The organism is uncultured Methanobrevibacter sp. (assembly GCF_902769175.1).
Taxonomy (GTDB): Archaea; Methanobacteriota; Methanobacteria; order Methanobacteriales; family Methanobacteriaceae; genus Methanobrevibacter.
The window spans coordinates 1-16802 of the sequence record NZ_CACXNW010000041.1; the positions used below are offsets into that span (position 1 = coordinate 1).

Consider the following 16802-nt stretch of genomic DNA (forward strand, 5'->3'; position numbering starts at 1 on the left):
ATCACTGACAACTTATTTGACCTTGTCAATGATACCACTGTTCCAGAATCAATCAATATTTTAGAACTTGACTCTGAAAGAGGAGTATTATCTCCTACAAGCGAAATAGCAATCAGCGACAATACCATTGCTGCTGGTGTAAATCCATTTGACTTTAAAGTAACTTCAATTGGAGATGGCGATGACATAAATGTAGGTCCTCAAAACCTCACTCCTGAAAGAAAGGCAACAGTAATTGTTTTCGAAAACATGAACACAACTGCTGTTTCCCCAGCTGACGGAGGAAAAACCGGAGAATACTTCGTATGGAGATTAACAGATGCTGACGGCAAACCATTAGCAAACACTCCTATGGAAATCGGTTTCAATGGTGTAGTCTACACCTACGAAAAAGACGGAATCATTACCGATGAGGACGGTTACGCTAAATTGCAAATCAACCTCGGATACAAAGGTGTATACACCTTCGCTATCTGTTTCTTAGGCAATGATAACTACAATGCTTCATTCGTAGTAGCAAAAATCACTGTAGACACACAAAAAGGTACCTTAACTGTTTCTAACAAATCTTACGCAGCTACCGCAAAAACAAAAACATTAACTGCAACCTTCAAAACCGCAAAAGGAAGCCCAATTGCAGACAAATGGGTCACATTCACAGTTAATGGAAAAACCTATAAGGCAAAAACCAATGCTAACGGTGTAGCAAGCGTCAACGTAAGCTTAAACAAGAAAGGAACCTATAATTTCGTTGCTAAATTCGCTGGAGACAGTACATACACTGCAATTAACAAAACAGCAAAATTAACCATAAAATAAGTGAAAATTAAAATTTGTTTGTGAAAATTATTATAAAATTTATTTTTATAATTAATTTTCATATTTTATTTTTTTTTAAAAAAAAAGTTAGAAAAATTTCAATTGATGAAAAGAAAAATAATTAAAACTTATTTTAAAATAAAAAGTTAGAAAAAATTTCAAAGGATGAAAAGAAAAATAATTAAAAATTATTTTTAATAAAAGAAAATAATTCTTAATTATTTTAATGTGAAAAAATATTTCTTCTGAAGTATTTTGAAAATATCCTAAAATATGAAATAGAAGAAAAAAAGAATGGAAAAAACTAAAAAAATGAGTTTGTAAAAAAGTTTAGGCTTAAAATTATAATATTAATTTTTACTTATAAAGAAATCTAATAAAATTAAAATAAGCCTATAAACTTTTACAGTCTCAAAAAAATAAAAAAATATATATTTTTATTAACATATTATTATATAGTAAACTATATAAAGATTATTTTATATAATATCAATCATAACTGTATTTTTATAAAAATATTAAAATCAGTTAAACTTACTGGAAAACTTTTTAAATAAAAAATGATAATTAAAGAAATATATGAAAAATCATATTTTTAAGCTAATGATTTCGGGGAGGTGAAATCAAATATGGATTTAAAGCATAAATTAGTTTTGATATCCATGATATTAATTACTATTTTATGTGTCTCTTGTGTTTCTGTTGTTTCTGCAAGCAGTTTAGGTAATGACCTTACAGACTATAGACTATCTGAACAGAATGATTTGCAAAGTTCTTTAGAGTATCTAAGAAATAACGAGGATAATCTAATTAATGAAGAAAATCCTGATTCTGCTGATTTAATAAAGAATTCAAGTGATGAATCAACTACTTTAAATGATGGAGAAGAGGAAGAGCAACCGGATACACCTGATTTAATTCATGAGGAAAGCACTGATGTAAACTATGTATACCCTAGCAATATCAAAAAATATTTCCTAAACGGCATTTTAGATCCTAAATATGAAAATAAGACATTTGTGTTTATTGGTGATTTTGAAGATTTAGGAAAATTAACCATAAATGCACCTTATGTGAATATATCTGGATTGAATGCAAATTTAAGAAATATTGTATTTGATATTCAAAAAACAAACGTATGCTTATCTAATTTAAATTTAGTGCTGGATAAGGAATTTGAAAAAAATCATGGTGCTGCGATATTTGTGGCTTCAGACAATGCAATATTAAATAACTTGACAATTAATTATACAGTTCCAGATAATGTAGAAGCTTATGGCATATTAGTTAACGAGTTCATCGACAGAGATGTGGAAAATCTAAGAATAACTAACAGCCAAATTAATTTTGAAGGACATAATGAAGATTTAGATGTGTACAATTGTGCAGTGAAACTGATTGGAGCCTATGACTCCATAATGGAAAACAACACCATTATATGTTCACTTCCTTTAAAATTAATCAACTAGGGTACAGGACCTGAAAGTTTAGATTCAGAATATGCTTTTGCTGTAGGTTTAGAATATTGTGATTCATTTGTTTTAAACAACAATACAATAATTACAGATGTGAATAAAAGACCTGCTATTCAATACACTACATTGGATTCAATTTCAGTAAGTCAATCAGAAAATGTTTTAATAAGCAACAATTCAATTTTCATGACTGATTTTGTTACTCCACAAGGTGTTGAAAACTTCCTTTATGGAATAAATGCATACAATCTAAATGATTTGCTTATTACAAACAATAGCATATCCATCATAACAACAGGTGGTAAATTAGCTTTAGGTACAGCATATCCAATACAGATTGCTGGTCCAACAAGCGGTATAAACATTACTGAAAACAATATTTCATCTGTTTCCAATGGACCAAACCTTGGAATATATTCTCAAAACTTCTTTGGGGATACTGAGTTATTCGTAAGCAATAACCTCATAAATATTACAGGATTGGCTGGACAGCATGAATGGTCTTTAGTTGCAGGTATTGAATCTCAAGATACTTACTCTGAAATCTTTAACAATACCATTGAAGTTCATAGCATTGGTGAAGTAAAAGATGGAGATAACATTTACGGTGTTAGCTATCGCCAATACACTGCAGATTCTCATACTTTCCAAATTGAAGACAACACAGTATATGGTGATACCAAAACTGCAGTTTATCTATTGGATTCTGATGATTCAAATGTTAAAAACAATACTGTAATCTCAACTCTTGATGATGCAAAAACTGGTGATGACAGTTTTAGAAAGGGAAACTATACCCACACCAACACTAATGACGAAGGCAATCGCGTTATAAGGGCAGATGATTATTATAGAAATATGAACCCTAACGTCAATGGTGATGGAGATTCTACTGATACAAACCCTCATGTCAATCCATTAATACCTCATCAAGGAGATAATGGAGACAGTGGACAAAATCCTATGGTCAATCCGGCAATTCCATGATATAACCCAACTCATGGAATTAATGATGGCGAAGGTGAAACCACCAATAACAGTGATCTCATCGATGATGGAGGATCTGATGATGGTGATGTTCAAGGAACCATCAACGATAATAGACCGTATAATGGACATACCACTACTGCAAATGATGATGGACAAAATAGAGAACATTCAAATAATAATTGCAATGATAACTTAAATAACATTACAAATACAAATGACGGAACTCTTGCTTCAAACAGCACTGATGCAAGTCCTGGACTATTTGGAACTGATCCTATAGGAAAATCTCCAGATTCCTCTTCCCAAGGAGAAGTGGAAAGTTCAGCTAAAAAAGCATTTAAACTCGATGAAGTAATGGATTTCGCTAAAGACAACACATTTGAAATGCTTTTACTTATCATTTGTGCATTAATATTATTAATTGTTGGATACAAACGTAAAAATACATTTCTTAAATAATTAGTTTCTAAAACTAATTATTTCTATTTTTTTTCTTTTTATTAAAAATTAAAAACTTTTTTTGTATAAATTACTTTTTTAAAATCTTTTTCTGAATAAAAATAATTTCTAAAACCAATCATTTAGTTAAAACAGATTGTCTCTAAAATAAAAATAAACTTCTAAAAACAATCAATTAGTTAAAACAGATTGTCTCTAAAATAAAAATAAACTTCTAAAAACAATCAATTAGTTAAAACAGATTGTCTCTAAAAAAAAAACAGCCATTATATAAAAATTATATAATAATTATATAAAAATAATTAAATATATTAAATATAAATTAAAAAATATAAATTATACTTTAATTTTTTTAAAACTAATATAATGAGGGGAAATTAACTTGAAAAAATATAAAATTTTATTGATAATTTCAATTATCACTATTTTATTATCCTTATCTGCTGTAAGTGCAGTTGATTTGAATGATGAACCAGTGAATATTGAAAATGATAATACTCATAGGATACTAAGTGAAAACAGCTTATTAAATGATGATTCAATTGATGAAAGCATTGGAGATTCCAATCTTAATTCAAATGAACTGAATGCAAACAATCTCTTAAGCAATGACAATGAAATTTATGTAGACATAAATAATGGTGACGATTCTAACGATGGAAAATCATTAGATAATCCCGTGAAATCCTTTGAAAAGGCTATGAATTTATCTGGAGACAATTATACCATTCATTTATCTGATGGAGATTATACAGGATTAGAGAATACTGGAATAAGAATAAATAAGTCATTGAATATTGTAGGAAATGAAAACACCACTTTTAATGGATTAAATGAAAATCATATTTTTATTATTGAAGATGGCTTGACAGACAGCTTTAAAAACATCAGCTTTATTAATGGATGCAAAAATCCTGCTCAAAGCGATTCAAAGAATGTTTATGGTGGAGCATTGGAAATTAAAAATTCCTATGTCAACATAGATAACTGTAAATTTGTCAATAACCTTCTAGACTTTGACAGTGAGGAAAAATACAAATATGGTGGAGCCATAAGCAATATAGGGGATTTGACAATAAGCAATTCCTATTTCTATAATAACAGCATCATCTCATATGGCAATAAGATTTCATTTGGAGGTGCAATATACAATAAGGGAAACCTTACTGTGAAAAATTCCTCATTTATTGAATCCAAAGGGGAAAAATACACTTATGGAGCATGAATATACAATGATGGAACTGCTTATATGGAAGACAGCATCATTGCAAATTCATATTCAAAAGAGGAATCAAGAGGATCTGCAATATATAATAAAGGAAATTTCACCTTAAAAGATTCAATAATTGAAAACAACACCGTTGAAAGATATAACTTCAATTACATATATGGAAACATTTTTAATTCTGGAAAATTAGTAGCTGTAGGCAACATTTTCAGAAACAACAGAGGATACTATAAGCCACCAAATACCCAATATGAAGGAAGTCCTAACATCTACAATCTTGGAGACTTGGAATTAAGCTATAATGTCTTTACTAACAATGCACCTTTCAATTTGATTTCCCCAGACTTGTACATTAGCGGAGGAAAAGACATCAATATAGACAATAACTTTTGGGATACAAACAACAATCCTTTCAAGGAAAACAAGATCAATTTAGATATGGCGAACTCCTGGATTGTATTAGATTTAAACCCAGAATACTCAAATATAGACATCAATGAAGAGTTAGAAATCATTGCATCCTTAAAATCAAGCAATGATGATGTCGTTGAATTGAATTTATTACCTGCATTAAACATTAGCTTATTTATAGACAATGAATTAGTCAGCTAAAAGGAATTCATTGATGGAATCAGCAACTTTAATCATAGCTTTAGCGAAAAAGGAAATTACAACATATCCGGAAAAGTGAATAATCTTACAAAATCCATTATAGTCGATGTAGGTAAAAAGGAATCATTTATTGATTTCAATATAAGCGAAAACATCAATTATACTGAAGATTTGGAAATTAACTTAACCGTTTTTGATGAAGATTCCAACCCATAAGCGGAAATGTTACTGTTCTATTAAATGATGATGAGCATTCAGTTAACTTAATTGACGGAAAAGGAAACCTCACCATTTCCAATTTAATACCAAATGATTACACTTTAAGATTAACTTATGAAGGAAATGAAGATTACAGCAAAGCGATTGAAGAAAAGAATTTCACAATAAGCAAAAGCACAACTAACTTATCCATTGAAATAGAAGAGATTACCGTTGGAGAAACAGGTCATGCCATAATTACAATAAGTCCAGAAGTTCTTCCAGGAGAAGTTAAGCTATACATAGATGGCGAGTATAAACAGACCCTAAACCTATATAATGAAAGCACTGACTTAAACCTTAACGGATTTGCTAGAGGAGAATATCTAATCACTGTAGAATATTTAGGATCCACCTATTATGAAGCTGCCAATGCAAGTGCAAGATTTAAAGTAAAAAGCTTAGACGGATCAATATCAGTATCCTATGATGACATAAAAATAGGAAATAACGCTACAGTGGTAATAGAATCAGATGCTGAGGATTTATACGACAATGCAATTCTTGAAATAAACGGCAAGGAATATGACATCTATATTCAAAACGGCACTGCAAACATTACACTTGTAAACCTAACAAATGGAACATATGACATTAAGGTAATGTACAAGGGAAATGAAAAATATGGTCCATCTAATGCTTCCTGTTCATTTAATGTTTCCAAATATACATCTGAACTAATTGTAGACATTATTGCAGACGAACAAAGCGGAAGTGGAGATACATTTAATGGAAATATCATTGTAAAAACCGAACCTGACAACTGTACAGGAGACATAACTCTATTTGTAAACATTAGGCAATACACATTAAGCCTTAAGAATGGAATCTGCAACTTCAGTGTAGAATTTGATAAGGGAACAAATTATATCTTTGCATTCTACGAAGGAGATTATTTCTTTGAACCAAATAGCTGGAACACAACATATGGAGCAGAAGATGAATTCTATTTAATCGGATATGATATTGCAGCTTATGAATATAATGACTTTAATTACACTGTCCTTTTAGTGGAAAAGAATGGAATGACAATGCCAAATCGGATTGTTAATGTCACTTTCAATGGAGAATATTACACCATCACAACAGATAATGAAGGAAAGGCATACTTCCCATTGAATCTGAATGTTGGTGAATATTCAATAAATGCAAGCTATAAAAACAAGACAGTAAGCAATAAAATCATTATAAAAGCGATTGAATTCAATTTGATTACATATAATATAACTTATGGAGAAAACAAATCCATTGAAGTAATATTTAGTTCAAGCAACAACATTAGTGGAAACAATAATGAAAATAATGGTGGAAATTCAACTGAAAATCTAACCATAAATGGAAAAGTCCATTTAAAAATAATCGATCTTGACAACAATATTGAAATTCTTGATGAAGAGATTTTAATTCAAGACAATAAGGCATTATATGACCTAAGCCAAATGAACGTCGGAAACTATATGGCCATCACAAAATATGTGAATGACCTATATAATTCAAGTGAAAAAAACAGCACATTCAATATTAAAAAGGCTGAAGGTAAGATAAATCTTGAATGTGAAGACATTAACTTTGGTGAAACTGCTGAAATAATAGCAAGTCTTCCAAATGCAGTTGGAAATATCCAATTCAAGATTAATGGAACAATTTATAATGTAGAGATTTCCGATTCAAGTGCCATCCTTAATTTAACAGATTTAAATCCTGGAACATACTCAGTTGAAGCAAGCTTTGATGGAGATTCCAACTATTATCCATGTGAAGCAAATGCAGGATTTTCAGTTAGAAATTCAACTACAGACTTGAATATCTACATCAACAATACAGAGTATGGAAAGGACATCACTGTCATTGCAGAACTTAATGAGGATGCTAAAGGAAAGGTTACATTTAAAATAAAGGACTTGGAACATGTCAGTGAAATAAGTGATGGAACTACAAGCTGGACATTTAACGGCATTGAAGCAGGCAGATACAATATCGAAGCAATATATTCAGGAGACAGCCAATATATTCCTAAATCCAATAATGCTTCATTTGAAATAAGCAAAGCAAATTCATCAATAATCCTATACACTGATGATGTATGCCTTTATGAAAACATTCGAATATATGCAAATCTAAGCAAAAATGCAACTGGAACTGTGACTTTCAGCATAGAAGGGTACTACTCTCCAAGAGATAAGAACATTATAAATTCTAGTGCAAACGGGTATATTTCACCTTTAGATGAAGGAACCTATACTGTTTTAGCAACTTATAATGGAGATAGAAACTATCTGCCATCAAGCACAAGCTATCTTTTAAATGTCAGCAAAATCAAATCAATCCTAACAGTTGAAATCAAGGATAGGAATGTCAATGATACAATAGTCATTAATGCCAAACTGATATCTGCAAATAATGATAAGCTAAGCGGAAATGTCATTGTAACAATTGATGGCAAATCATATACTGTTTCTGTAAGCAATGGTGCAGGATCATTAAACATAGGAAAAATGGCTGTAGGCAATTACAGCTTTACAGCTAGCTATGAAGGAAATGATAATTTCAGCAAAGCTTCAGCAAAAGGAGAATTCAAGGTTATAGACACATTATTAAATGCTAAACTTGAATACAAAGACTTTAAAGAATACTATAAAGCAGGCAAACAACTTGTAGTAAAGCTCTTAGATTCCAATAACAAGCCAATAAGCGGAGAAACAATCTACCTCTGCCTAAATAAAAAGGCATACAAAGTAACAACTGATGCAGATGGAAATGCTAAGCTAACCATTGGATTGAATCCTGGAAATTATACAATAGACATCAAGTTCAATGAGTCTAAAACATACCACGAGCTTTCAGGAAAAGTGAATGTAACTGTATTGAAAACAATACAAGCCAGTGACTTGACAAAAAAATACAATACTTCAGGCCAATATTTGGCTATGTTTTATAATCCTAATGGAAAGGCATTAGGAAATACAAAAGTCCAAATCACTATTGGAAAGAATAAATATTCCTTCACTACACTTGCAAATGGATTTTTAAGGTTAAACATTAATTTAAATCCTGGAAAATACACCATTAAAGCAACCAATCCTGCTAGTGGAGAAGTGGCACAGAATACCATATTTATATTCCAGAACCTAATGTGCAACAAGAATATAGTTAAATACTATAAGGCAAAATCTGTTTACAGGGTACGTGCATTTGGAAACAATGGAAAAGCAGTAGCTGCAGGACAAATAGTTACATTTAAGATTGGAGGCAATACCTACAAGCGTAAAACTAATAAAACTGGATATGCTTACCTTACAATCACTAATCTAAAACCAAAAACTTACACAATTAAAGCAACATACAATAAGTTTACTGTTTCAAATAAGATTACTGTTAAGCCTCTTTTAACTGCAAAGAACGTTTCATATAAAAAAGGCAAAAAGGTAAGGTTCAGTGCAAAATTAGTTAACACTAAAGGAAAAGCTATTAAATGCAAAAGAATTACTTTTAGAATTAAAAATAAAAAGTATTATGCAAAAACAAATGCCAAAGGAGTGGCAACAGTTACAATAAAAATAGCTCTAAAAGTAGGAAGCCATAAAATCCAAAGTGTTTATGGAATAAATAAGATTACAAAAACTATAACTATTAAAAGATAAGTGGATCTTCCACTTATTATTTTTCTTTTTTTTTTAAGTATTGCGTTTAATTTTCAACACAACGATTCTTTTTTTAAATTTCTGTAAATTCATTTACTATAATATTTCCACTATAAAAAAAATCTCATTATATTCTTTCACTATAATATTTCTTTTTTAAAAATTTTTAATGAATATTTTTACAATATATTTCTAATTGAAAATCTATTTATTAAAAAATTAAAAATATCTAAAATATTTTTTTAAAAATTTACTATTTTATGAAAAAGTGATGAAGTGATGTACATTAATGAAATTAAAAAAACAATATTATTGAGATGAATAGAAATAATGAATTAATAGATTAAATATTTTAATAGATGTATTGATAAACTATCATTTAATCAATCGATATTTTAATATAAATGATATCAAAAAATTTATAAAAAGTTTACCATATTTATCTAAGAAATTCTGAAAAAAAATAGAATATACCATTAAAAAAAATCACCATAAAAAATAATCAAAAAAAATTCACTTTTGAGAAATCCATAAAAAAAATAATCAAAAAAATTCACTTTTGAGAAATCCATAAAAAAATGATCAAAAATAATTTTTCATTTTTTAAAAAATCTCGGAAAAATGTAATGAAAAATATTAAAATTTTTTAGAAAAATAAAATGAAAAAAATTAAAATTTTCTAAAAAAAATTAAATGAAAATGAATGAAAAACAGATATTGTTTATATAATTTCGAACAAAAAACTTACAGTAGAAATGCACCTCTCACTAATAGAAAAAAATTTTTTGTCAAATAATAGAAAATTATTGAAAAAAAGAAAAATAAAAAACTAAATATAAATATTATAGGAATTATAAAATTATATAAGATTAGAATTTTAAATAATAAAATTTTAATAAATAAAATTCAAAATAAAGAATTTTTAAAAAATTTAAAAAAAACATCAAAATATTGATTTTTGTAGAAGAAATTTTTCCCTGTAGAAAAAAAAAAATTTACAGAACTAGTGAAAAATACTAATGTAAAATGAAAAAAAAAGTTTACAAAAATCAAAAGAAAATAGGGTGTAGATAAAATGGATGGAAAATTAGATATCGATTCCTTTGAAAAAGCAATAAATGATTTAAATAAAAATTTAAGTGATGTAGGTTTACTTTTTAGAGCCAACATGCCTTTACTCGCTACTGATGCGACACAAGAAACTAAAGAAAACTGTGTAGATAAAATGTCCGATAGAATAGCGGAATTGCTTGATTCATTTAGGGAAAGCTATAGTTACTACAATAATTTTTATGAAAAACTTAAGGAAAATGTCAAAAATGAAACTATTGAAAACCCAGAAGAATATGAGGTTTTCTTTAACCATGCAACTGAAACATTTCCAAAATATATTGATGAACTTGGACAAAGCATTGACAGCTTATGTAATATTCCTGTGAAAACCGAAAAATTCAATTCAACCATGAGAGAATTAGGTTCAATAAGTGAAAACTTCCGCTTTGACTTTAAAAGAACATTGGCAGTAGCTGATGTATATAAGATACAAAAAGAAATGAAACAAGAATAGTTGCTGAAATAATCTAAATGGTGGAAAAATGACATTTCAAATAAATGATCCTGAAGATATTGATTGGGCTTACTTTTGGACAAGGAAATTGGAAGCTAAAAAGGATAGGGCTAAAGACTGGAATAAGGCTGCACCTAACTTTGGAAAATCTGCAAAAAGAGATGATTACCACATCAAACTAATAGAAAAGATAGATGTTAGCAAAGATGACAGCCTTCTTGATTTAGGTTGTGGTGAAGGAACCATAACTATTCCCCTTGCAAAAAGGGCAAAAAATGTTACAGGAGTGGATTCATCCTATAAAATGCTTGAAATATTAAATGAAAAGGCGCAAAAGGAAAATGTTGATAATATAAAAACAATTGAAAAGGATTTAAGCCAAATTACTTTAGAGGATGTAGGCAAACATGACATTATTGTAGCTTCAAGATCATTGAATGGAGTGCTAAATATAAAGGAAACCATTGCAAATATAAATGAAATAGCCAATAAGTACGTTTACATAACCCTTTTTGGACCAAACAATTGGAAAATAGAAAGGGAATTTTATGAGTCAATCCAAAAGGATTATAATGAATTTCCATCCCATAGATATTTCTTCAATATACTTATAGATATGGGAATCCATCCAAATGTTGAAAACCTAAACATAGGCCATGAAAGAGAATACGAAAGTATAGATGAAGCTATAGAAAGCGGCAAATGGAGATTGGATTTCTTGAATGACGATGAAAAGAAATCATTATATAAGTATTTAGAGGATATTCTTGAAGAAAATGAAAATGGAAAGCTTTCCAATCCTAATGATAAAGCTGACTGGGTTTTATACTGGTGGAAGAAATGAAAACAGAAGATAAAATAGACCTATTAGAGCTTGATTGGGAATACATTTGGCAAAAATCAATTAAAAAGGGATTGAAAAAAGAAAAGAACTGGGATAAAATAGCTAAAGACTATGGAAAATGGCTTGAAAATGATGATTATCCAGAAGTTCTTTTAGAAGAGATGAGAATAACTAAAGATGATACTGTCTTGGATTTAGGGTGTGGAGAAGGTACAATCACCCGAAAAATAGCTAAAAGAGCAAAATCCGTCACTGGAATTGATAAATCTGAATTAATGATAGAAGAGCTAAATAAAAAGGCCAATGAAGAAAATATAAGCAATATTAAAACCATTCAAAAGGATATTAAAGACTTAAGCTATGAGGATATTGGAAATTATGACATTGTACTTGCCTCCAGATGCTTAAATGGAATATACAATATAAAAGAAACTGTTTTGACACTTAATGAAATAGCTAAGAAATATGTTTACATAACTGTTTTTGGATCATCAAGCCATGAATATAAAAAGGAAAAAGAAAAAATTGCAGGAAAACCATTTAAAGCAGGACCTGATTATAGTGTACTCTTCCTTCTTTTGAAAAGCATTGGAATTGAAGCAAATGTCCTTCAATTGGAATGTAAAAATCTAAAGGAATACCATGACTTTGATGAAGCAATCCAAAGGTCAATGTGGAAACTTGGAGAGCTTGAAGAAGAAGATAGGATTAGATTGGAAAATTATTTTAAAGAACTGTTTGTTAAAAACGAAAGAGGCAACTGGATCAATCCTAAAGATAAAACAGATTTAGTATTAATCTGGTGGAAAAAAGAGGAATAGCTAAAAAAAACTGTTTTTTATGTAGAGTGAAATAAAAAAAGTAAATAAAAAAAGTCTACATTCATATAGAGTAATAAAAAAAGTAAATAAAAAAAGTCTACATTCATATAGAGTAAATAAAAAAAATTAAAAAAAAAAACTATTTTTAATAATTAAAAAATAAGAAAAAAGGAATTAATGATACTCTTCATCATGGAAGAAATCAAATACCTTTTCCATCTCTGCAGGAATGTCAATTCCCTGTGGACATTGTATATTGCACTCACCACAGAAAGTACAGCTATCTGAACGTTCATCCTTATTTACTAACCAGAAATAAGGAGCTGCAGTTTTATCAATATAATCCAAGCTTTTAGCAATGTTGTACTGCTTAAAGCAATGAGGAATATCCACTCTATTATGACAAGGCATACAATATCTGCAGCCAGTACAAGGAATTTCCTCCCTTGATTTATAAACTTGAGTAACATCCTTTAGGATTTGCCTATCATGTTCGCTCATGGAATCTACATCACAGTTTTCTGCAATGGCAATATTTTGCTTTACCTGATCCATATTGCTCATACCACTGAATACAGAAGTTACAAGAGGCTTATCCCACAAATATTCAAATGCCCATTCAACAGGAGTTCTTTTCTTATCAGCAGTATCCCAAAGAGCTTGAACTTCATCAGGAATGTTGTTAATCAGACTTCCACCTCTGAGAGGTTCCATAATGACATTTCCAAGACCTGCCATTCCGACAAACTCTAAACCTCCAAGACCGCTTTTATAATCCTCATCAAGATAGTTCACTTGAGTTAAGATTACATCCCACTTATCATAGGAATCCATAATTGTAAAGAATACATCCAAATCATCGTGGAAAGAGAAACCTACATACTTAGCTCTTCCATCCTCAAGAATGCTGTCTAAGAATTCTAAAACATCCATGCCATATAATTTATTCCAGAAGTCTATCTTTAAGGAATGCAACATGTAAATGTCAATATAATCAGTTTGCAACCTTTCCAATTGCAAATCAAGGAACTTATCCATATCTTCCCTTTTATTTACGAGCCATCCAGGCCATTTGGTTTGTATGACAACATCATCACGAATGCCTCTATCCGCAAGATATTTGCCTAAAAACGGTTCAGCATTACCTCCCAAGTTTCTGTTTTTACTATGGAATGAATAAGCAGTATCAAAATAATTTACTCCATGCTTAATTGAATAATCAAACATTTTAGCAGCTTCAACCTCATCAATATCGTAGAAATGTTCCTTATGAGGTAAACGCATACATCCAAAACCTAAATTAGATACTTCCAAATCTGTTTTACCTAATTTTCTATAAAACATTGTGTCACCTAAAAATCACTTTAATTATATCATATTATGTTTATTGAAATATATAAAAATAGCTAAAGTTCTTTTAGAAAAGAATAAACAATTAATAAATTAAAAGAAAATAAACTAAAATTAAAAAAATAATGCTAAAAATTATTAAAAAGAGTAAAAAATTAAGAATAAAACTAAAAAACAAATAAAAAAAAGGGTAATTTGTTAAAAAGAAGATTAAACATCCTCATGATTAAAGAATAAATATAGATTGGAATCAACTTTTCTTAATCTATCTTTAGATTCAACCAATAAGTCAACTCTTTCTTCATCACTAAATATTTTCCATCATAGATTAATGGAATATCTGCTAAATCTCCTAAAAAAAGGATTTTAACTTGGTCTTTACTTAAAATGGATGAAAATCTTATTAGCTTATTAAAATGCTGTGATTCAAATTCCAAATCCTTTGAATCTAAAATTTCCTGAAATTTAATCATTTCTTCATTATAAATTGGAACTAATTTAACTGCAACATTATAATGCCACTCTTGATCCCAAGGATGCAATTCCTTTAGCTTTTCAATTAGGAAAATAGTGGAATCCTCTAAATTTTCTCCAAAATCATTAAAATCCATTTTATCCCTAAATTATCCAATAGACATGATAATAATTATTATTAATAGAATCAAGATCACTCCACAGCATAGAGAACCTAATCCTCCCCCATTGTTATTATTTGTATAGGTAGGGCTGGAATTAGTTGTGCTTGAAGAAGAAGAGCTTCCTCCTCTTAAGCTGTTTCCTAAATTAGGAGCTATTAGTCTTGCGCCGCAATTACCACAGTATATTGCAACGTCTCTATTTTCATGACCACAATTTGAACATATCTTTGACATTTACCCCCTTTTAAACCTAAAACAATTTAAATGAAAAAATTGAAAATGCTTGACTTAAGCATTTTCAGTCATTATTGGAACTACCTGTTTCTTACGGGAAACAACACCTTCCAATAATACGGTATTGTCTTCTAATTTAACGCCATAAGCCTTTTCTACAAGTGCAGCATCTTTACCAAGAGCAATGACTTGAGAATTGCTGTTTACAATGTCAGTAATTAAAAGCATGAATAAATCCAACTCTTCATCTTCAATGATTTTTTCCATTCCAGATTCCAAATCATCTTTCATTTTCATCACTTCAGAGATATCTGCAGTGTTTACTTGATTTACAATGGATTTTACATCTTTAAAGTCAATTTGTTTAGCATCTAAGCTTAATATTTCAGGAATGGTGAAGCTGGATAAGTCAGTACCTGCCTTTAACATCTCTAAACCATAGCTTTCATAATCAATTTCAGCAAGCTCAGCAAGTTCTTCAACAGCTTTCTTATCATCTTCAGTGGTTGTTGGAGATTTTAAAAGTAAAGTATCTGATATGATTGCAGATAACATTAATGAAGCAATGGATTTATCTGGAGTAAAACCATTTTCCTTATATAACTTTAACAATACAGTTTCAGTACATCCAACAGGTTCAGTTCTGACAAATAAAGGATATGAAGTTTCAAAAGCTATCTTATGATGATCAACAACTTTTAAAATTGTTGCATTTTCTATATTGTCTGCAGATTCGCTTGGACTGTTGTGGTCTACAAGAATTACTTCTGCATCATCTTCTACTTTTTCAATTAATTCTGGAGCTTCAATATCAAAATGATTTAAGACAAACTCTGTTTCTTTGTTGAGAGCTCCTAATCTACATGCAACTACATCATTACCTAATTTGGTTTCTAAATCAGCCATTACAAGACTTGAAGTTATTGAGTCAGTATCCGGACTTTTATGACCAAAAATATAAACTTTACTCATTTTTTCACCTAATAAATTGATAAATAAATAATATTAAAAAAAGATTGAATTATATTTTAGTTTAGAAACTTAGATTATAAAAATCTAAGCATCTAAACTTGAATTAATAACTATACCAAAAAAGAAAACTAGAAACTAATGTAAAGGGGGTGATATGTTAAAAGAATATTCTAAAAGTATAGTTAAAAATTCTATGATTATATATATAGAATCAAGACATATAAATACTTTGCTATCATTAACAAGCAATGATAAAAATTAAAATTTTTTTATAACCATTGAAAAAGAAATAAAATAAATTTTAAGTACTTTGAAATAGCATAAACTAAAAAAATAGAATATTTATTACTCAACAATTGAAATAATAATTAACAATGAATAAAATGCAAAATAAAGTCTTAAAAATAGATTTAAGAATATTTAAAAATTTTATAATAAAACAATGTTATAAAAATAAACTGTTTAATGAAAATCTGTAAATCATTATTAAACTGTTTAAATGAATTTTAAAAACAATAAGAGAATGAACAAATAATTAAAATCAGGACTAGAAATAAATTTTTAAAAAAAATAAGCAAAAAAACAAAGAATTAAAATCAAGAAATATAATCCAAATATTTGAAAATATCCAGAAAATATATCTTTGATTTAAAATTCGAAGTTTTAAGTATTTTCCTATAAAGAACATCTTAACTTCCAATGAAATGATCATCATTAGATGAATGCTTTTCACCAAAAGCCAATGTTCCTTGATAATAATATGAATATATTAATATAAACAACTAATCCGAGAGCATTTGAAAAGAAATAATTTAGAAAAAAATAAAAAAAATGAAAATGCCCATAAACAAGGAATGGGAAAAACTTCTAATTCTACAAAAAAGGAATAACCCA

General features: G+C 29.1%; 15 protein-coding genes. 10 read left to right on the forward strand and 5 right to left on the reverse strand.

The annotated features are described in order from the left end of the window. From QZV12_RS12265 to QZV12_RS12275, 3 genes are all read left to right on the forward strand, one after another. On the forward strand, window positions 1–819 hold an 819-nt coding region (locus QZV12_RS12265; RefSeq protein ID WP_295622311.1), incomplete at its 5' end, for an Ig-like domain-containing protein. Between the two features lie 629 nt (window positions 820–1448). Continuing rightward, window positions 1449–2288, forward strand: coding sequence for a hypothetical protein (locus QZV12_RS12270; RefSeq protein ID WP_295622312.1), 840 nt, complete (start codon window positions 1449–1451; stop codon window positions 2286–2288). Window positions 2289–2387: 99 nt separating this feature from the next. After that, the gene (locus QZV12_RS12275; protein WP_295622313.1) at window positions 2388–3281 is read left to right on the forward strand and encodes a hypothetical protein; all 894 of its coding nucleotides are present in this window, start codon (window positions 2388–2390) and stop codon (window positions 3279–3281) included. 92 nt (window positions 3282–3373) lie between these two features. On the opposite strand, the gene QZV12_RS12280 is transcribed toward QZV12_RS12275, so the two are convergent. Continuing rightward, window positions 3374–3718 (reverse strand): hypothetical protein, encoded by a 345-nt coding sequence (locus QZV12_RS12280; protein WP_295622314.1) that lies wholly within the window; start codon window positions 3716–3718, stop codon window positions 3374–3376. A gap of 407 nt (window positions 3719–4125) precedes the next feature. Here QZV12_RS12280 and QZV12_RS12285 point away from each other — a divergent pair, with 407 nt between their 5' ends. From QZV12_RS12285 to QZV12_RS12315, 7 genes are all read left to right on the forward strand, one after another. Next, a complete protein-coding gene (locus QZV12_RS12285) occupies window positions 4126–4968 on the forward strand; it encodes a hypothetical protein (RefSeq protein ID WP_295622315.1) in 843 nt (280 codons plus the stop codon). Between the two features lie 24 nt (window positions 4969–4992). After that, a complete protein-coding gene (locus QZV12_RS12290) occupies window positions 4993–5583 on the forward strand; it encodes a hypothetical protein (protein WP_295622316.1) in 591 nt (196 codons plus the stop codon). Window positions 5584–5658: 75 nt separating this feature from the next. Continuing rightward, complete coding sequence (locus tag QZV12_RS12295; protein WP_295622317.1) at window positions 5659–5799, forward strand: hypothetical protein; 141 nt, start codon at window positions 5659–5661, stop codon at window positions 5797–5799. Between the two features lie 500 nt (window positions 5800–6299). Further along, a complete protein-coding gene (locus QZV12_RS12300; RefSeq protein ID WP_295622318.1) occupies window positions 6300–9482 on the forward strand; it encodes an Ig-like domain-containing protein in 3183 nt (1060 codons plus the stop codon). A 1075-nt stretch (window positions 9483–10557) separates the two neighbouring features. After that, window positions 10558–11049, forward strand: coding sequence for a hypothetical protein (locus QZV12_RS12305; protein WP_295622319.1), 492 nt, complete (start codon window positions 10558–10560; stop codon window positions 11047–11049). A gap of 28 nt (window positions 11050–11077) precedes the next feature. After that, window positions 11078–11893: a class I SAM-dependent methyltransferase gene (locus tag QZV12_RS12310; protein ID WP_295622320.1), complete on the forward strand. Its 816-nt coding sequence runs from the start codon at window positions 11078–11080 to the stop codon at window positions 11891–11893. Continuing rightward, window positions 11890–12714 (forward strand): class I SAM-dependent methyltransferase, encoded by an 825-nt coding sequence (locus QZV12_RS12315; protein ID WP_295622321.1) that lies wholly within the window; start codon window positions 11890–11892, stop codon window positions 12712–12714. Before QZV12_RS12310 ends, QZV12_RS12315 begins: the two co-directional genes overlap by 4 nt. Before the next feature lie 174 nt (window positions 12715–12888). Here the strand turns inward: QZV12_RS12315 and QZV12_RS12320 are convergent, their stop codons facing one another. The 4 genes from QZV12_RS12320 to QZV12_RS12335 all read right to left on the reverse strand — a co-directional run bounded on the left by QZV12_RS12320 (window position 12889) and on the right by QZV12_RS12335 (window position 15908). Then, the gene (locus tag QZV12_RS12320; RefSeq protein ID WP_295622322.1) at window positions 12889–14058 is read right to left on the reverse strand and encodes an aldo/keto reductase; all 1170 of its coding nucleotides are present in this window, start codon (window positions 14056–14058) and stop codon (window positions 12889–12891) included. Between the two features lie 266 nt (window positions 14059–14324). Further along, window positions 14325–14675 (reverse strand): hypothetical protein, encoded by a 351-nt coding sequence (locus QZV12_RS12325; RefSeq protein ID WP_295622323.1) that lies wholly within the window; start codon window positions 14673–14675, stop codon window positions 14325–14327. A gap of 12 nt (window positions 14676–14687) precedes the next feature. Continuing rightward, window positions 14688–14936 carry a zinc ribbon domain-containing protein gene (locus tag QZV12_RS12330; protein WP_295622324.1) on the reverse strand — a complete coding sequence of 83 codons (249 nt, stop codon included), beginning with the start codon at window positions 14934–14936 and terminating at the stop codon, window positions 14688–14690. 54 nt (window positions 14937–14990) lie between these two features. Continuing rightward, on the reverse strand, window positions 14991–15908 hold the full coding sequence (locus tag QZV12_RS12335; protein WP_295622325.1) for a manganese-dependent inorganic pyrophosphatase: 918 nt from the start codon (window positions 15906–15908) through the stop codon (window positions 14991–14993). Between the last annotated feature and the right edge of the window lie 894 nt (window positions 15909–16802).